The organism is Psychromonas sp. (assembly GCF_047632955.1).
Taxonomy (GTDB): domain Bacteria; phylum Pseudomonadota; class Gammaproteobacteria; order Enterobacterales; family Psychromonadaceae; genus Psychromonas.
In genome coordinates this window covers 1-17,072 of the sequence record NZ_JBLIED010000037.1, presented here as the reverse complement: position 1 = coordinate 17,072, position 17,072 = coordinate 1, and the positions used below count along the sequence as shown (strand labels likewise).

Here is a 17,072-nt window from a genome sequence, read left to right as displayed (position 1 = left end):
TGATTGTTTAAAATATTTTTTTAGCCTTAATCTCACGGACTAATTTTAACTTAGCCGCCGAGAGAATTTCCGTCGCCTCCGGCGCAGGCTCGAAAGATTCAGCTTCAACCTGTACAACTGAATCTTGAACCGCATCGGGGGCTGCAATAGCGGTATTAGGAGGAATGACACCGGCCATTTTACTGTCCAGACTTTCCTGCAGCCTCTGCAGTGCAGCAAGAACCTCTTTCTGCTGTTCACTGATGATATCAATACGCGATGCCGAAGCGTTAGCTTTATAAAAATAATCTAATTCATCAAGACCTGCCGATGATAAGTTTTGCGCCAGTTTTTCAACCAGCCCAGGCATTGTTTTTTGCAGATAAAGCCCCGCTAAAAGCGTTTCTTTCTGCTTGGACAGGCAGAGTTCAATCTGCCCGTCATCAAACAAAGCCTTCCAGCCCTGAAGCTCTATTAGCGCCGCTTTTTCATTGCTATTTTTAGCGTCAAACTGGAACTGAAATCTAACTGTCGCCATTATGCTGCACTTTCCCCGTCGGCATCACTTAAGGCATAAAGCATGTTTTCTTTAGCTAGTGCAGTCTGCGCATTATCAAGAATAGTGACCCGATCGCCAAGTACAGAATAGGCCGCTTTTACCGCGTCATAGACAAGGGGCGCTCCCCCGCCGACGATATAAACACGATTTGGGTTTTTGCAGAATTTTTTCATTTCTTCGGCCACGGTCTGCCCAAGTTCGTCGATCCGATCTTCTATTTTCTTCAAAACCTGATCAACTTTGCTCACGTCGTTAATCACTTCTTCGACAAATTCACGATCGTGACGGTTTTTGATCAGTTCGTTGGCCACCAGATAGGATGCATCGCTGTCCGCACCTGCCAGAGCCTGTCTGGCGGTATTAGTCACCAGTCCGACGCCAATTTCAGTGTTGCCGTAAATACTGGAAATTTCATCAAACTTACCAACGATCACGGCGCTATCAACCGTTGTGCCACCTATATCAATGACTAAAGATCGACTGAATTCATTGATATTAGATTCCAGCAACGTGGAGAGCACAGCAGGCACACTTTCAGGCATCACCTCTACGGACTCGATCTTAAAAACCTCACCTTTATTGAGTACCAGAGTACGCATCAGATTATCTTTTTTGCGCTGGATATTCGCTTCATTTTTCTGGCAGTCATCGGCATTATAATAAGCCGTAATAGGCAGTGTTGCGACAATCTTAATCGTCTGCGGTTTAAGGCCGGTTGTTAATAAAGCGTGATGCAATGACAATAAATTAAGATCTGAATACTGATAGTCAATATGGGTGGTCTCCAAGGCTTTATCAGAGGTAATATCATAGGTGTATTTTGTTTCACCGATTAAATAGTTAGAAATAACTTTATCGGCGCGCAGGGCTGCACTTTTCCAACCTTTACGGAATGAATTCGGACTGATAATTGTCTTTATTTTGGTACCGTCAAACCAGGATACCTTTACATTTGTACTTCCGTCATCGACTGAAATAGTAAGCATTTTTTACTTTTCCTTAAAAATATGAGCTAATTGTTGGCAACTTTCTTCGAAGTTGACATATTGAGTTGTATTTTGCATCAGTAATTTTTCTATCGCAGAATTCTTTTGGATCGCTTCATCAAGTTCAGGATCATTACCCTGCTGGTAACCTCCCAATGAAATCAAATCCTTGGCCTTGTTATACATGCTGTAAAGGCGTTTACACTGGCGGGATATTTGCAGGTGAGGCTCGCTCACCACTGCATCCATACAACGGCTTATGGATTTTTCGATATCCACCGCCGGAAACTGTCCCCGCTGGGCGAGCTCCTTGGATAATACGATATGCCCGTCCAGAATCGCTTTTGCAGTATCAACAACCGGGTCATAGTCTTCATCCCCTTCGGATAAAATAGTGTAAATAGCAGTCATGGTACCCGCATTTTCATTACCGTTTCCGGAGCGCTCTAATAACGGTGGAATAAATGAAAAAACCGAAGGTGGATAACCTTTAATGGCTGGCAGCTCTCCCAGGGAAATTGCAACTTCACGCTGCGCCATGGCGTAACGTGTTAACGAGTCCACCAGCAGTAATACATTCGAGCCTTTATCCCGATAATACTCCGCCACAGAATGGCATAATTCGGTAGCCTGAATACGCATCAGAGGTGATTGATCCGCCGGCGCCGCAATCACCACGGATTTTTTTAAACCTTCGGGGCCAATATTTTTTTCAATAAACTCTCTGACTTCGCGGTTTCTTTCGCCGATCAGCCCAACCACAACCACATCGGCTTCGGAGTATTTAGTGATCATTCCCATCAGGACCGACTTACCAACACCACTGCCGGCAACCAAGCCGACTCGTTGCCCTTTAGCAAGCGTTAATAAACCATTGATCGATTTTATGCCTACATCAAAAGGCTCGCTGATAGGTTTCTTTTTTAAGATATTAACAGCCGCAGCGCTGCGCAGGGTAATAGTATCAATCCCCTGAGGAGATGGCAGGTCATCGATCGCTTCGCCGCGGGCATTTAAGATACGCCCCAACCAGGAGTTATCAATGTGATAATTATCCATCTTTTGTAGCGGGATAATTTTTGAACCGACATAAATAGTCGAAAACGGGTTATAGGGCATTAAGAAGGCTTTAGCACGTTTGATACCAATCACTTTAACTTTTATATTTTCAACATCCGTTTCAATAATACAATCCTGATTCAGACGAAATCGGCAGCCTTCACCCACAATCAGCTGATTATTGGCATTAATAACCTTGCCCGTCAGGGTCGCAATCGGCACATCCGTTATAGTGCTGCTAGAAAATAGGTTCATCAGCTAATCTGCTCTATCATGGCCTGCATTTTTTCCTGTGCATTCATTTTAATATCAACCAGGTTAGTATTCACTTCGCAGCAGCCAGGCTTAATTAAGTGATTGGATTTTAGTTTCCAGTTAGTATCGGGTAGTGGCCCCAAATTAACAATACGCTGGTAATCCTGATCGTTTAATGCAATCGATACGCTAGTGGGTTGTTCCGGCAGCGAGGCAATACTGTCTTCAATCCAATGAACTATTATCTCCGGATTAAGTGCGAGTTCTTTATTAATCACTTTTTGTGTTATTTCAGTGATCATGGCGATCGATGCCTTTTTAACATCCTCTTTCAGGGTAGCCGTAATCGCTTGCGACTCTATCACGGCGCTGTTCAGGGCAGATAAAGTAATATCGATCTCTTTTTTACTTTCTTCGGCTCCCTCTTTTACGCCCTGTAATAATCCCGCACCGTAGCCCTCTTTCTTTCCCTGCTCAAAGCCTGTTTCATAACCTGCATGCTTGCCGTTGGCAAACGCATCTTGAAAAACCTTATCGATCATTTCCTGCGAATAAACCGCATTAACCGTCGATGCGGCAGTCAAATCCGGGTCAGCTTTAAAGGTTGCACTGTCCAGACGGGGGAATACATAAGCAATAAATTCTCTTGAGTCGACCCTGCGTATTATATCGCCCATGTATTACTCAACGACACTTTCGCTATATAAAAGAAGCTCTATTTCACCGCTGTCATTAAGCTCTCTCAAGGTATCCATAATGTCTGCTTGAGCGTTCTTCACAACGCTGACAGGCACGCCACCGAGTTCTTTGATCTGACTTTCAAGATCGGCAGCAATACGTTTAGGTAAGCTTTTTATGATCTCCTGCTTGAATTCAGGCGCCGCTCCTTTAAGTGCAACGGCCCATAAGTCAGGTGCGATATTCTGATGGATAATCTCAAGTGTCTGTTCGCTTTGATTACTGATGATGGAGAAGTCAAACATATCACGTTCAATTTGGTTAACCACCTGGTTATTAATTCCTTTTAATGAATGCATGATGGCTGCTTTATCACCACCATAGTTGTTAATGATATCTGCCACCTGCTTAATGCCTTGTAATGAACCGGTTTTATTATCGGTATATTCTGTCGCACAACGCTCAATCAGCTCTAATAAATCATCTGCGACATTCTGATCTAAATCCTCAATCTGGGTAATTCGGTAGAGCAGATCAATACGAACTTCTTCAGAAAATAACGCCAGTATTTCAGAACTTGTTTCCGCAGGTAAATAGGCCAGGAACACACTTTGCATTCTGGCGTGCTCATTAACGATACTTTTCATTAGAATTTCAGCTGAAATCCATTGCAGTTTCTGTATTTTATTTTTGATTTCATCACCGTAAAGATCAGCAACCAGCCCCTTTGCTATATTGCCATCTAAGGCACTATTGAGCATATTATCAATAAAGTTTTTTGACGCGCCCTGAATACCCGAATGCTGCTTAAAGTCATTAAAAAAATCTTCAATGACATCTTTTGCCTGTGCTGTTTTAATATCGGATAAGGTAGACATCACCTTCGCCACTTTCTGCACTTCGTCTCGGCTGAAATTTCTTAATACACCCGCGGCAACCTCTTCCCCCATTCCAAGGAGCAATAACGCCGCCTGCTCTACCTTCGAAAGGGCAACTAGCTCATCAGAAGCATCAGTTGAACCAGTATCTATTTTTGTATCGTCTTTGCTTTCCATCATAAACCTTTATGCATTAACCCAATTTTTTAATATTTCACTGACGCGATGCGGGTGTTCTTTAGAGATAAGCTGCAGGTGCTGAATTTGCACATTAAGCGGTGAATTCGGACTTGGCAGCATCTGCATAGCTAAATCATGATCACTGCTAGAATCACCGATACCGTATTCTGATAAACGCAGCGCAAATTCTTTTTCTTTATCCTGCGTACTTTGTTCAACGGTATTCTGCTCTTCCGGCAATTGCTCTGCGTCCTTCACTGAATTATTAACGGTAATATGTTTAATCAGCGGTCTTAATACCACAAAAATCAGCATCATTGCGACCAATGCGCTGACAATGATTTTCAGTAACGATTGCCACCTTGTTTCTTCATACCAGGCAGCCGCGATCGGATTGGTCACCTGAATAGGTGAAAATGTAAAACTAGTAACGTTAATGCTGTCACCCCTGCTCAGATCAAGACCTACCGCGCTAGAGATCATCGCGTCTATTTTTGACAATTCAGCGGTCGTCCACTCACCGGTCGGGGCGATATCTTCATTAATAACCACGGATAAGGAAATATGATTAAGCTTACCCTGCTGATATTCCGTATGGGTAACTGAGCTGCCGACGGCATACTTTCGATTTGATTCACTGTGCGTTTTCTGCTTGCTGTTATTTGGCGCATTATCCTGCCCGTCAACCACCGGAGGTGTGCTGCTTAATGATCCGGGAATACCAATGGCAATATCGGACTGGTCGTTATTCTGAATATTCACTTCACTCAACAGAACTGGCGTGGCATCAAAGGTTTCCCTGGTTTCCTCGCGTTTTGAAAAATCGATATCCGCAGCACTTTCAATACGGAAGTTATTCGCCCCGAGAATCGGGATTAGCATGGATTTTGCCTGTTTCTTTATCTGCTGTTCAATGCTCTCTTTATAGTCTATCTGTTTAGACGACGCTAATGCATATTCGCCATCATTGACATCATCACTGAGCAAACGGCCAGACTGATCGGTAACCGAAACAGATTCCGGACTGAGGTTATTCACACTGCCGGCGACCAGATTTATTATTGACGTTATCTGTACAACATTGAGCTTATCACCGGACTTCACATCCAGCATAACCGCTGCGGTGGCAATATTTTTACCCCGGCCAACAAATAAATTTTCCTTAGGAATGGCTAAATGCACGCGAGCGTTATTAATCGCATTGAGTGACATAATGGTTTTCGCCAATTCTCCCTCAAGGCCGAGATTGTAGCGCGCATTCTCAATAAACTGACTGGTACCTAATGCAGATTGCTCTCCAAGCACACTTAAGCCTTCCGGAAGCGTGGCTTTTACACCCTTTGACGCCAGCAACATTCTGATCTCCGCAACCCGGCCATCTTCGACTAAAATCAGGCCGGTATCGGGCTGCATTTGATATTTAATATTTTCAGTTTCTAATGCCGCCAGAATATCACTGTTATTATAGGGTTCCTGACTACCGTAAAGGGGCCGGTAATTACTTGAAGATGTCCATAACAAAATAACCAGTATGGTCACCAGAGCCGTTAAAAAAATCGTAATAACGGCAAAATTCTTGCGTGAATTTTTTAACAAGTAAACAATTTTTTCCCAGCCGGTTAATGACGAAAAAATGTCATCATCGGCAACTTTCTTATCTGTTTTTCTAGATGTAAATCGGCCAGTGGAGGTATGGCTCTTACCGGGTAAATTGCCCTGTACTGTATTTTGACGGGCGGGCATTGAGTTTTCCATTAGATAACCTTATTAAACTGACATCTTCATAACTTCATCAAAACTTGATAGCAGTTTATTTCGAACCTGAATCAAAGCACTAAAGGAGAGACTTGCTTTTTGAGCGGCAATGACTGCGCCGATCATATCATCACTTTTACCTAACTCAACCGCATCAATCTTACTGGTTGCAGATACCTGCTGATCATTAACACTATTAAGCACTGAGATAAGAGTTTTACTAAAATCTACTTTTGGATCCGCAGCGAAATCATTTGCCTTGATGGGCGAGCTCTTGATGTCCGATATTTTTTGCAGATAATCTGCATTTTGCAAGCTAGTCGCTGAAATATTCACGCGCATTCCTTTTACTGTTTAATATATTATTTTAATTCGCGCTGATTGCTCAGTCTGATTTATGTTTTTTTGTTGCTGTTGTTTGTGCATTAACCTTAACCAAACGGACAGTCACACGCCTATTTTTTTTCCGCCCCTCGGCACTATCATTACTTGCTATCGGGTAACGTCCACCATGTCCGCGCATTTCAATTAAATCAGGATTTACCGCTTTATTAATTAATATCTGCGCAATTTCATCCGCCCGTAATTTTGATAACCTGAGGTTCTGGGCTGAACTTCCCTCATCATCCGAATGTCCGTCGATCAGTATTTTTATGACACTTGAATCTTTATTGATGTAATCGCTGAGCTTGGTTAAATCTTCAGTCTGTTTTTTATTCAGCTTATATTGATTTATAATATAATTAAAAGAAAGATGACTTATCGCTTCATAATTAATGGCGGGTAGTGCATTTGCACAGCGATTAAAAGCAACTGTCTCTTTCTGCCATAAAGTAGTCGGCAGAGAGACAATATACACAACCTCTGAATTCGACATTGAATAAAATTGTAACCAACTACCGGCCAGCATATATTGAAAAATTTCCTCCACTCCGTGGCGAAAATTAATGCTATGCTCGCCGATACTGTCAGCCCTAATCTGCTCCTGCGGAGCAGCTTGCTGCTCATACCAGGGGGCATTAATGACCTCGGCAAATGACTCTTCTATCGCGGCAGCAGAGTGGATTCGCGAGTAAACCTTCAGACTTAAACTCTTACCCGGCTGTGCAATAAAAGATATTTTAAAACCCCGATCTGCAATTTCCGTATAAATTTCACAGCGATCAAACTGCAGCTCAGTTTTCCAGATTGTATTATCCATTTCTCCTTGATAATGAATCGGGGTGGCGACAAGCCCTCCTGAAAATACAAGTAAAAGGGTAAAAAACAGTTTCATGGTACAACTCATAGCTGGTTAAACAGCGATAACGAACTTATCTGCGCAAATGTTTTCTGGGTTGCTTCCAATGCACTCACAAAATTATCCAATTTAAGGCTCGCTTCGTCGTAACTCAAGGCGTTAAGCTGATCGGTAAGTTTTGCGGCAAACAGCTCGGTGTCAGTGTGTGTTCCAATCATACGGTCGATATTATTAATTTGACTGCCGGCATAAGCCTGAGCGGAAGAAGCGGTATAAAGTGAAGCAAGGCTCTTATCATGCGCTCCCCGCAGCGCGCTTAGATCGGGAGTGGGTTCACTCAATTCTTTGATAGCCGTATTCAACATCTCGAATATGTCATTGGCGTCAACATCTTCCAGAGTCATGTTGTTCTGCATAGCAAGACCGTCACCAATGGCCGTTTCCCGAGTACTATCATTAACCTCAGTATTAGGTATCACAGTGCCATCCGTCTTCAGGGTATAAGGTTTTTGATCCGTTGCCGTACCGGAAAACATATACGAACCTTGACTGTTTTTAGCATTAAAGGTGCTCACCATAGATTCACGAAGTGACTCAAGTTCGATAACAATACCCGAGCGATCCTCTTGACTCATGGTGCCGTTAAGCCCCCAAAGCAGCAATTCATTGGTAGACTGCAGGCCTTCGACAACGCTGTCGATACGTGTTTCATAAAGCTGGTAGCCACTTTTTACACTTTCGCTGTTGGTTTTATATTGGCCGATTTCCGCTTGGGTTTTCTCTAAGCCCATCAGTTTGATAGTGGCAATGGGGTCATCTGAGGGTTTGGTGATTTTTTCACCCGTATACATCTGCTGTAATAATGTACTCAGCTCTGTATTGCTTTTAGCCATGCCGGTCAGCATAGTATTGGTAAACTGTGAATCTGATATTCGCATATTAAAACTCTTAGTTAGAAATCTTCGTTAAAAATCTTAGTTAAAACGCATTAAGAATGCTGTTAAACATCTGATTAGCAGTGCTGATAACTTTCATATTTGCTTCATAAGCATTTGTATAGATCATTAAATTAGCCGCTTCTTCATCACTGTTCACTCCGCTTAAATTGTCTCTTGATGCCTGCACCTGATCAAGCAGCGCAGTACTAGAATCTAAATTTGTCTGCGCCTGCCGGCTGGCAATGGCAACTTTTCCGACGCTTAGGCTAAAGGCCTCGGAAAGGTTGACATTACCGGCCCCCGCGATAGCATAATCGGTTTTTGAAATAGCCAGCAGTTCTGCCAATATTTCTCCGTTACCGGGCTTACCATCAGCTGAAAATGCCAATTGATCCGTCGACAGTGGGTTCATTTTCAAACTGCCGGCCGAATCGTAGGAAAAAAGAGGCTTGCCGTCTTCTCCCTTAAGATCCGTGCCTCCCGCCAAGCTTTCATTCACTTTCTCGGCAAAAGTTTCAGCCATGTCGTTAACCGTACTCTGAACCGCTGCCAAATCTTTTTTCTGTGCAGTTTCGATGGCGCCCAACTCTCCGCCGAGATCCCCTGAGAATTTGAAATCGGTACCGTTAAAAGTGACCTTGATATCCGCCTGATAAGGGTCGGAAGGTAATGGCGTTGTTGATAACTGCGCCGCTTTATCATTAATCAGCAGTGGCTGCCCATTGTTCATTGACAGCTGCAATTCACCATTCTCTTCTTTGCTTACATTAACTTTCATCAGCTGCGATAATTCATTGAGCATATTATCCCGTTCATCTTCAAGGGTGGCAGTATTCCCGCCGACATTGTAAACCTTCATAATCGCTTTGCTGCTCTGAGCAAGATTATCAAGCAGTCCATTGACCATAGAAACGTTATTCTCTCTATCGTTCGCTAACTGCGCATTCTGATTGGTCAGCGTCTGGTTCAAGCCGTTAAAACGCTGGGCAAGTGCCTGCGCATCGGATAGTACCTGCTGACGATATTCAGAGGATTCCGGCGCGATGCTCGCTTCACTGATACTGCCAAAAAACTGATCCATTCCAGCTGAAAGGTTAAATCCGTCGGAACCGACAATCTGCTCCAGCTGGCTAAGGCTTTCCGCACTATAGTTGCTGCTGCCAACTTCGGTATTGCTGCTGCGCAGCTGAGAAATAATAAATTGATCCGCTACTCGGCGAATACTTGATACCTCGACACCAGCCCCTACTTCATTAGAGTTAACAACACTGCTTTGCAGCGCCTGCTGCCGGGAATGACCCAAAGTATTTGCATTGGCTATATTTTGCGCGGTAACATTTAAAGATGTACGGTTAGTGCTTGCCCCCGACAGGGCGATATTATATATACTCATTTCGATCCCCGATTGTCTGAATCTGCATTATTTAACTGTTTAAAAGCCATTTCATTGTTAAGTGCAAGGTGATTAACGGTCGCGCCGCCGGCACCGGATAATTGCTTGACCAGCATTTCCGAGATTGATCCCGGTCCTCCTTGTGCCATCTGCATCGCCAACTGACCATCGTACATATCACGCATCACTCCGTCACCTTTAGTGGATAATGGGCTGTCTTCGCTATTGATCAAATCCGAAGCGGCGCGCATATTTTTAAGAATTTGCTGGTAGAGCATAGCTTCAAATTGTTTGGCAGCCATTTTCAATCCGGCCTCCGGATCACTTTGATGCTTAATACTGTTAATCATTTTGGTGTCGTTATAAAGTGATGTTGTTGGACTACCTACTGCCTGAACCATAAATTTATCCTCTATATAACCAATAATTCTGCATTTAATGCGCCCGCAACGTCTAATGCTTGTAATATCTGCATTAAATCATCGGGTGATGCACCGACACTGTTAACCGCGTTAACTATGGTCTGTAAATCAACCCCCTCCGGCCAAACCAGCATCTGAGGGTTCTCTTGCTGCACATCAATGCTTGAATCTTGGATCACTTCGGTATTGCCTTTACGTGCTAATACATTAGGTTGACTGGCGTACGGATCTTCCTGAATGGTAATAGTGAGACCACCATGTGAAACCGCCACCTGGGATATTTTCACCGACTGGCTGATAACCACGGTACCGGTACGGGAGTTAAAAATAACCCGCGCTTTACCCTTGCCCTGTTCAACATCCATATCTTCAAGCATCGACATAAAGGTCACACGCTGCCCTCGATTCATCGGCGCCGACACTTGTACGCTTGCAAAGGTCATCGCCTGAGCAACGCTAGGTCCAAAAAGCGCATTGATACTGCGCGCAATATTTTTTGCCGTGGTAAAATTCGGTTTACGCAAATTAAGGGTGATAAACTGATTATCATTAAAGGTATTCGGAATTTCACGTTCCAGCGTTGCACCGTTAGGAATACGCCCGGTAGTTGGCGTATTAATCGTGACACTGCCGCCGTCCGCACCCTGAGCGCCTAAACCGCCAACGATCACGCTGCCCTGTGCAATTGCATAGACCTCGCCATCCATGCCGTGCAGCGGGGTTAAAATTAAAGTTCCGCCACGTAAACTTTTAGCATCCCCTAAACTGGAAACAACAATATCTATTTTCTGACCTTCACCTAGCATTGCGGTCACCGTTGCCGTCACCGATACTGCCGCAACGTTTTTCAATTTTGGCTTAACCCCACTGTCAAGCTGTACCCCAAACTGTTTGATCATATTAGTCACAGATTGACTGGTAAATTTAACCTGACTTTTATCCCCCGTACCATCTAAACCAACCACCAAACCATAACCGGCAAGTTCATTGGAACGAATGCCTTGAATATCAACCAGATTCATCAAATCATCGGCGGTACTGGTGTTGATCAGGAAAACCAACCCGACATAAACAATCGTTCTTATCATTTTTCCCATTAATCCTCCTTTAAAACGGTATCCAGGGTGATGTCAATAACTGCATGAACCAGCCCGCTGCATTGCTGTCTGCCAATGCACCTTTCCCCGAATAGGTAATTCTTGCATCGGCAATCCGCTGTGAAGCAATAGCGTTATCACTATCAACATCCTCAACCCGGACGTTGCCGGTCAAACGAATAAATTCATCCCCCTGATTTAAGGTGATCCATTTTTCTCCGCGAATACGTAACACCCCGTTGGGCAAAACTTCATAAACCGTTACCGTGATTGTGCCGCTTAATTTGTTACCTTGGGAGCTCGAGGCTGAACCATCAAAGTCACGTTCTCCGGCAATATTTGCCGAATAATGATCCAGCGTGCCGCTACCAAAAACAGGCGCACTTATTTCAGCACTGCTGTTTTTGTCAAAATTTGTATTAGCATCCTTCTCCGACGAGGTTTCCTCATCGAGGTATACCATCAGAATATCGCCGACTTGATAGGCGCGTATATCGGTAAAAAGTGAAAATGACTGATTATCTCTGAACAAACTGCCGTGTCTGGTTTCAGGTAACGAGTAATCAAGTACTGGCGGCGCAAACGCAGCAGCATCCGGAGAAGGCGGCACAAATTCAGAGCGTACTGCACATGCACTGCTTAATAATGATAAAAACAGCAAAAAAGCTGATTTATAGTACATAAAAGTCCCTCTACTGCGCCTCATCGTTAAGTTGCTTGCGCGATGTATTTTAACATTTCATCTGCGGCCGAGACCATTTTCGTACTCATTTCATAGGCACGCTGGGTTGCAATCATATCGACCATCTCTTCAACCACCTGCACATTTGAGCCCTCCAATGCGCCCTGTTTGATGATCCCCGCACCGTCAAGTCCGGCAGTCAGTTCATTGGCAGCGCCACTGGCTTCGGTTTCGGTAAATAAGTTCCCGCCCTTGGCCAGCAATCCCGATGGATTCATAAAGGTGACCAGAGTAATTTCACCAATTTCTTCAAGTTCAGTTTGTCCCGCGATAACTGCGCTGACTTTCCCGTCGATGCTGACACTGACGCTGGTTGCATTTTGAGGCACGTTTACCTCAGGTAATAACGGCAACCCCTGAGTATTAACAAATTGCCCTTCGGCGTTAAGATGAAACTGTCCGTTTCGGGAAAACATAATTGCACCGTCGGAGTTTTCAATCTGAAAAAATCCATCCCCGAGAATGGCTAAATCGAGTTCTTGATTAGTATTTTGAATGCTGCCCTGGGTATATACTTTTTGCGTTCCGACCACGCGTACACCGTTACCGAGCTGCACGCCCGTTGGCAGTCTATTTTCACCGTCAACCGATGCGCCGGGCTGTTTTTGAATTGAATAAAATAAATCTTCAAAGACCACTCGGTCGCGCTTAAATCCGACCGTATTAATATTCGCTAAATTGTTTGAAATAGCCGTCATTTTCGCATCTTGAGCAGCCATTCCGGTTTTACTTATCCATAAAGTACTGTTCATGCCCTTATCCTCTTGCCGAGATTAATTTATTACCGGTAGATATCAGTTGATCCGCAGCTTTCATCATTTTCACCTGCATCTCATACTGACGGGTGGCCGTCATCACACCTATCATTTCTGAAATTGCCGATACATTAGAGCTTTCCAGATACTCCGAGGCAATCACCACATCGGGGGAAGCCGCCAGCGGTGCCGAGCTGCTGAAGGTTCCCGAGGTGTTTAACGACAGGTTTTTAGTATCCGGATTAACCAGTTTAATCTGCCCGACCTCAATCCCTGCGCCTCCGCCATTAGCCACCACAGTAATAATACCCTGGTTACTGATGGTCAGGCTTTGATTCTCAGGCAGGACTAGCGGCTGACCATCGACGCCCAGCAGGGCATGATGATTGATACTTAATTCCCCGGTCGATGACGCTTTGATATTCCCCGCACGGGTATAGTTTTCTTCACCATCTTGACCACGAACAGCAAAAAAACCATCGCCGTTGATCGCAACATCCAAAGGTCGGCCGGTTTGTGAGAGCTCACCATTAGTAAAATCAATCGCGGTGGAATTACTGCGGCTGGTGACGCTGGTGAGAAAACCATCACCGCTGCGATAAACCGGCTCGGTTCTTTCCATTACTGACTTAAAACCAACGGTATTGGCCTGCGCCATATTGTTTGCTCTGACATGTTGCGAGAGCATGACTTTACTGGCACTCGCCGCGGCAGTGAATAAAATAGGGTTCATTGGCTATCCTTTACACCGCATTAAATAAGACTTGGGTCAGCTGATCAGAGGTTGAAATAATTTTTGTATTAGCCTGATAATTACGCTGTGCCGTCATCAGGCTGACCAGCTCACCGGTCAGATCAACATTGGAGCTTTCCAGGCTACTCGATGTTAATTCGCCTAACACACCGCTGCCGGGAACACCTGTGACGGGAGTGCCCGACGCAAAACTCTGCATCCAGGAGGTATTGTTGCTCTGGGTCAGTGCGGTCGGATTGGGGAAATCCGCTAGTATCAACTGCCCCTGCAGCTGACTTTGCCCATTGGTGAACTGCCCATAAATCATACCGTTATCTTCAATACGTATACCGGTTAGTTCACCCGAAGAATAACCATTGGGGTTATTGGTACTGACACCAAAATCTGCTCCGTATTGCGTCGAGCCGGTCAGATCAATCTCGACGGACATTAAGTTTGCACCCAAGGCAGGTATTTCTACCGATATTGCTGGAGTCGTAGCCAGTACGCCTTCGCTGGTAAAGTTAACAACCGGCGTGGTGGCGGGTATGGCAGCTGTGGTAGACGTGGCAGGTACGGCTATTGCACCTGGTGTGACATCGCCGCCGTCGGCAACCACTTTCACATCCCACTGATTCGAACCGGTATTAATAAAATATTGTGAAACTGTATGGGACTTACCCAAAGAATCAAATACCTGGGTAGTATAAGATGAAGTGAAAGAGGTTGGATCGTCAGAAGCAAAAAGTTTAGTTGTGGTATCTATTATTTCTGCTCTGGCGTCAAAATTAGCAGTAAACCCAATACTGTCTGTCTCTTTTGCTGATAATGAAGCGTTCGAGATAGCGAGATCGCCGATATTACCCTGCTGCAGATTGGCATTCGCATCAACGGTGTAACCCTGCAGTTTATTACCTGCGCTGGAAATAATAACGTTGTCTTTATCGGTGGAAAATGATCCTGAACGGGTATAAACCTGCTCGCCTTTGCTGTCAACGGTTGAAAAAAAACCATTACCGCTGATCGCCAGATCCAGCGCTCGCCCGGTGCCTTCAAGCGAACCATTGCTGTCAAAATTCTGGGTAATACCCGATACTTCCACACCACCCGCCTGACCGCCGCTATAAATAGAGGCAAACTCGGTTCGCGATTCCTTAAAACCAGTGGTCGAAACATTCGCGATATTATTTGAAATTGTATCTAATTGTTGATTGGTGGCATTTAAGCCACTGATTGCAATATTTAAACTCATCTATAATCCCTTAGAATACAGTTAATTTAATTTTGATTTGGTAGTGATGTAGTTATATAGCCAACTACTTGAAGATTCGAAGCTTCGCCCGAATCCTAGAACAAGGCGGAAAATAATGGGAATGGTTATTCCCTTTCAAGTGATTTAGGTATATTTGTCAACTGGCTCCGCCAAATTGACTGATATCGTAAAACGGCACGCTGCCCAAGCCGCGCAGAGAAACCATTGAAGTGCCCCCAGTAGAGGGAATATTAATCGATTCGATTTTTCCATTCATTAATATCTGCGGTTGATACTGTTGACCGTTACTCAGCTCGACTGCAATGCTGTAGCCGCCCCGAGGAAGCTCCAGAGCATCTGTATCCAATTTAAAATCAACTTGACCTGCAGCTTGCGGGCCAAGCGCTATTTTTTTAGTCTGACCGAATTGATCGCTAATTAATAAATTCACCTGTGATGAAGGGCTTGTTAAAGCCACCTGCCCGGATATATTTTGTTCTGGTTCGCCGTCAATACTGAAGTTACTGCTTTTGACCATGACATCCTGACCGACCAGCGAAGCCGTTGTCAGTACCTGCAGGTTATCCATCATCACCGCGTTATTCTGCATTAAAGAAACCATGTTTTCAGCACTTTCAACCTGGGAAAATTGTGCCAGTTGGCCAACATACTCAGTGCCATCGGCCGGATCTAACGGATCCTGATTCTGAATTTGCGCTACCATTAAAGTCAGAAATTCATTTTTCAAAGCACTGCTATCATTGGGGTTAGCGACAACGGCCTGAGTCTGTGATTCCATCTGCGTAATGGGAACATCTGCGCCTAATGCGCTGTAACTTGGTAACGCCATGTTAAACCTCCAGCACGCTGATTAATGACTGCTGCATCGACTTGGCATTGCTCAGCACTTCCACATTCATTTCAAAACTGCGGCTCGCAGACATCATATCGGCCATTTCACCAACCACATCAATTCCCGAATAAAAAACATAACCCTCGGCATTTGCCAGTGGGTTTCCAGGTTCATGGCGTTTTTGGGTCAGAGACTCAGTCGCAACTACATCGGCGACCACCACCTGTGCAGACTGGATAGTATCAGCAGAGCCATTGTTAATATTATTGTAAAGTGTCGCAAAAATGGGTTTTAACGGTTTAAAGACGTCCTCTTTATTGCCGGAGACCGAATCCGCATTGGCTAAATTACTGGAGATGGTATTTAATCTCACCGTCTGAGCCGTCATTGCTGAGCCCGCGGTTAAAAATATTTGCTGAAATGACATGCCTATCTTCCTTCTATGGCAGATTTTAAACCTGTAATCTTCATCTTCAAAAAAGTCAGACTGGTCTGATAATTCATGGTGTTTTCAGCAAATTTGGCTTGTTCAATACCGATCTCAACGGTATTACCATTTTCAGAGCGCTGAAAAGGTACCCTGAAAAGCGTTTCCTTGGACAAGTTGAGCTGCGTATCCCGTGCATTGAGTTTATCGAATGTCGCAGAGAAGGTTAGATCTTGCGCTTTATAATTAGGGGTATCGGAATTTGCAAGATTGTTTGCAAGGATCTGAGTTCGTTCCGAACGAAACTGCAGCATTTGAGTATGAAGACCCAAAGCCTTATCTAGTTGAATGGCCAACTTGCTATTTCCTTATACAGTATTACAAAAATGACACTTCAGATACATCGTGTGATTATATATACAAAAAATCAAATAGATACAGGCAAGTAAAGCTAATGGGGGGAGGAATTTGACTTAAAACAATATATCGGCATAATAATATTTTGACTGGAATAATCATGTGACATAGATCACTTCTCTATAAAATCAGCAGTTTTCTCTCAGTTAACAAAATTCATTCTCGTAACAGGCTTATTTTTCATCGCTAATTTTGCCACTTTACTTTTTTTAGCAAGCAGTTTGTCATACAGCTCGTTAGTGCCGCCATAAGTATCATTCATCTTGTCGATCGCATGGCGGGCCAGGACAATCACCTCCACTCGCCGGTTAATACTGTTTAACTTATCAACTTTATCTATTGGTTTAGTATCAGCCATCCCGATCACCTGAGTAATATTGGCTTCTTTTAGTCCTCCCGCCTCCATGGTACGGAGCGCACTGTTGGCACGTTGTGCAGAGAGATCCCAATTGCTGATTTCCGATCTGTTATAGG

At 44.2% G+C, this 17,072-nt stretch carries 20 protein-coding genes; all 20 read right to left on the bottom strand.

Features of this window, described 5'->3' with window-relative positions; genetic code table 11:
• Positions 1 to 7: 7 nt before the first annotated feature.
• On the bottom strand, positions 8 to 517 hold the full coding sequence (locus ACJAZP_RS16235) for a hypothetical protein (RefSeq protein WP_415231793.1): 510 nt from the start codon (positions 515 to 517) through the stop codon (positions 8 to 10).
• Positions 517 to 1,524, bottom strand: coding sequence for a plasmid segregation protein ParM domain-containing protein (gene parM, locus ACJAZP_RS16230; RefSeq protein ID WP_415231792.1), 1,008 nt, complete (start codon positions 1,522 to 1,524; stop codon positions 517 to 519). Before parM ends, ACJAZP_RS16235 begins: the two co-directional genes overlap by 1 nt.
• A gap of 3 nt (positions 1,525 to 1,527) precedes the next feature.
• The gene (locus tag ACJAZP_RS16225; RefSeq protein ID WP_415231791.1) at positions 1,528 to 2,838 is read right to left on the bottom strand and encodes a FliI/YscN family ATPase; all 1,311 of its coding nucleotides are present in this window, start codon (positions 2,836 to 2,838) and stop codon (positions 1,528 to 1,530) included.
• Entirely contained in the window at positions 2,838 to 3,515 is a 678-nt protein-coding gene (locus ACJAZP_RS16220) for a FliH/SctL family protein (RefSeq protein ID WP_415231790.1), read from the bottom strand. The genes ACJAZP_RS16225 and ACJAZP_RS16220 overlap by 1 nt, the downstream gene beginning before the upstream one ends.
• Positions 3,516 to 3,518: 3 nt before the next feature.
• Entirely contained in the window at positions 3,519 to 4,571 is a 1,053-nt protein-coding gene (locus ACJAZP_RS16215) for a flagellar motor switch protein FliG (RefSeq protein ID WP_415231789.1), read from the bottom strand.
• 9 nt (positions 4,572 to 4,580) lie between these two features.
• Positions 4,581 to 6,329, bottom strand: a complete 1,749-nt coding sequence (fliF, locus tag ACJAZP_RS16210) for a flagellar basal-body MS-ring/collar protein FliF (protein ID WP_415231788.1) — start codon at positions 6,327 to 6,329, stop codon at positions 4,581 to 4,583.
• A 12-nt stretch (positions 6,330 to 6,341) separates the two neighbouring features.
• Positions 6,342 to 6,665, bottom strand: a complete 324-nt coding sequence (gene fliE / locus ACJAZP_RS16205; RefSeq protein ID WP_415231787.1) for a flagellar hook-basal body complex protein FliE — start codon at positions 6,663 to 6,665, stop codon at positions 6,342 to 6,344.
• Between the two features lie 49 nt (positions 6,666 to 6,714).
• A complete protein-coding gene (locus ACJAZP_RS16200; protein ID WP_415231786.1) occupies positions 6,715 to 7,605 on the bottom strand; it encodes an OmpA family protein in 891 nt (296 codons plus the stop codon).
• 8 nt (positions 7,606 to 7,613) lie between these two features.
• Positions 7,614 to 8,507: a flagellar hook-associated protein FlgL gene (gene flgL / locus ACJAZP_RS16195; protein ID WP_415231785.1), complete on the bottom strand. Its 894-nt coding sequence runs from the start codon at positions 8,505 to 8,507 to the stop codon at positions 7,614 to 7,616.
• A gap of 40 nt (positions 8,508 to 8,547) precedes the next feature.
• Positions 8,548 to 9,900, bottom strand: a complete 1,353-nt coding sequence (flgK, locus tag ACJAZP_RS16190) for a flagellar hook-associated protein FlgK (RefSeq protein WP_415231784.1) — start codon at positions 9,898 to 9,900, stop codon at positions 8,548 to 8,550.
• Complete coding sequence (locus ACJAZP_RS16185) at positions 9,897 to 10,301, bottom strand: rod-binding protein (protein WP_415231783.1); 405 nt, start codon at positions 10,299 to 10,301, stop codon at positions 9,897 to 9,899. The genes flgK and ACJAZP_RS16185 overlap by 4 nt, the downstream gene beginning before the upstream one ends.
• Before the next feature lie 11 nt (positions 10,302 to 10,312).
• Positions 10,313 to 11,419, bottom strand: a complete 1,107-nt coding sequence (locus ACJAZP_RS16180) for a flagellar basal body P-ring protein FlgI (RefSeq protein WP_415231782.1) — start codon at positions 11,417 to 11,419, stop codon at positions 10,313 to 10,315.
• Between the two features lie 10 nt (positions 11,420 to 11,429).
• A complete protein-coding gene (flgH, locus tag ACJAZP_RS16175; RefSeq protein WP_415231781.1) occupies positions 11,430 to 12,101 on the bottom strand; it encodes a flagellar basal body L-ring protein FlgH in 672 nt (223 codons plus the stop codon).
• 26 nt (positions 12,102 to 12,127) lie between these two features.
• Positions 12,128 to 12,913 (bottom strand): flagellar basal-body rod protein FlgG, encoded by a 786-nt coding sequence (gene flgG, locus ACJAZP_RS16170; protein ID WP_415231780.1) that lies wholly within the window; start codon positions 12,911 to 12,913, stop codon positions 12,128 to 12,130.
• 4 nt (positions 12,914 to 12,917) lie between these two features.
• Positions 12,918 to 13,649 carry a flagellar basal body rod protein FlgF gene (locus tag ACJAZP_RS16165; protein WP_415231779.1) on the bottom strand — a complete coding sequence of 244 codons (732 nt, stop codon included), beginning with the start codon at positions 13,647 to 13,649 and terminating at the stop codon, positions 12,918 to 12,920.
• A 10-nt stretch (positions 13,650 to 13,659) separates the two neighbouring features.
• Positions 13,660 to 14,901 (bottom strand): flagellar hook protein FlgE, encoded by a 1,242-nt coding sequence (flgE, locus tag ACJAZP_RS16160; RefSeq protein ID WP_415231778.1) that lies wholly within the window; start codon positions 14,899 to 14,901, stop codon positions 13,660 to 13,662.
• A 157-nt stretch (positions 14,902 to 15,058) separates the two neighbouring features.
• Complete coding sequence (gene flgD / locus ACJAZP_RS16155; protein WP_415231777.1) at positions 15,059 to 15,751, bottom strand: flagellar hook assembly protein FlgD; 693 nt, start codon at positions 15,749 to 15,751, stop codon at positions 15,059 to 15,061.
• Between the two features lies 1 nt (position 15,752).
• On the bottom strand, positions 15,753 to 16,181 hold the full coding sequence (flgC, locus tag ACJAZP_RS16150) for a flagellar basal body rod protein FlgC (RefSeq protein ID WP_415231776.1): 429 nt from the start codon (positions 16,179 to 16,181) through the stop codon (positions 15,753 to 15,755).
• A gap of 2 nt (positions 16,182 to 16,183) precedes the next feature.
• On the bottom strand, positions 16,184 to 16,537 hold the full coding sequence (flgB, locus tag ACJAZP_RS16145; RefSeq protein ID WP_415231775.1) for a flagellar basal body rod protein FlgB: 354 nt from the start codon (positions 16,535 to 16,537) through the stop codon (positions 16,184 to 16,186).
• A 203-nt stretch (positions 16,538 to 16,740) separates the two neighbouring features.
• Positions 16,741 to 17,072 (bottom strand): OmpA family protein (locus ACJAZP_RS16140; protein ID WP_415231774.1); only part of this gene is annotated, 332 nt, incomplete at its 5' end.

Coding starts and splice junctions, on each gene's coding strand:
- ACJAZP_RS16235 (WP_415231793.1), bottom strand. CDS start 517: ATGGCGACAGTTAGATTTCAGTTCCAGTTTGACGCTAAAAATAGCAAT.
- parM (WP_415231792.1), bottom strand. CDS start 1,524: ATGCTTACTATTTCAGTCGATGACGGAAGTACAAATGTAAAGGTATCC.
- ACJAZP_RS16225 (WP_415231791.1), bottom strand. CDS start 2,838: ATGAACCTATTTTCTAGCAGCACTATAACGGATGTGCCGATTGCGACC.
- ACJAZP_RS16220 (WP_415231790.1), bottom strand. CDS start 3,515: ATGGGCGATATAATACGCAGGGTCGACTCAAGAGAATTTATTGCTTAT.
- ACJAZP_RS16215 (WP_415231789.1), bottom strand. CDS start 4,571: ATGGAAAGCAAAGACGATACAAAAATAGATACTGGTTCAACTGATGCT.
- fliF (WP_415231788.1), bottom strand. CDS start 6,329: ATGGAAAACTCAATGCCCGCCCGTCAAAATACAGTACAGGGCAATTTA.
- ACJAZP_RS16200 (WP_415231786.1), bottom strand. CDS start 7,605: ATGAAACTGTTTTTTACCCTTTTACTTGTATTTTCAGGAGGGCTTGTC.
- flgL (WP_415231785.1), bottom strand. CDS start 8,507: ATGCGAATATCAGATTCACAGTTTACCAATACTATGCTGACCGGCATG.
- flgK (WP_415231784.1), bottom strand. CDS start 9,900: ATGAGTATATATAATATCGCCCTGTCGGGGGCAAGCACTAACCGTACA.
- ACJAZP_RS16185 (WP_415231783.1), bottom strand. CDS start 10,301: ATGGTTCAGGCAGTAGGTAGTCCAACAACATCACTTTATAACGACACC.
- ACJAZP_RS16180 (WP_415231782.1), bottom strand. CDS start 11,419: ATGGGAAAAATGATAAGAACGATTGTTTATGTCGGGTTGGTTTTCCTG.
- flgH (WP_415231781.1), bottom strand. CDS start 12,101: ATGTACTATAAATCAGCTTTTTTGCTGTTTTTATCATTATTAAGCAGT.
- flgG (WP_415231780.1), bottom strand. CDS start 12,913: ATGAACAGTACTTTATGGATAAGTAAAACCGGAATGGCTGCTCAAGAT.
- ACJAZP_RS16165 (WP_415231779.1), bottom strand. CDS start 13,649: ATGAACCCTATTTTATTCACTGCCGCGGCGAGTGCCAGTAAAGTCATG.
- flgE (WP_415231778.1), bottom strand. CDS start 14,901: ATGAGTTTAAATATTGCAATCAGTGGCTTAAATGCCACCAATCAACAA.
- flgD (WP_415231777.1), bottom strand. CDS start 15,751: ATGGCGTTACCAAGTTACAGCGCATTAGGCGCAGATGTTCCCATTACG.
- flgC (WP_415231776.1), bottom strand. CDS start 16,181: ATGTCATTTCAGCAAATATTTTTAACCGCGGGCTCAGCAATGACGGCT.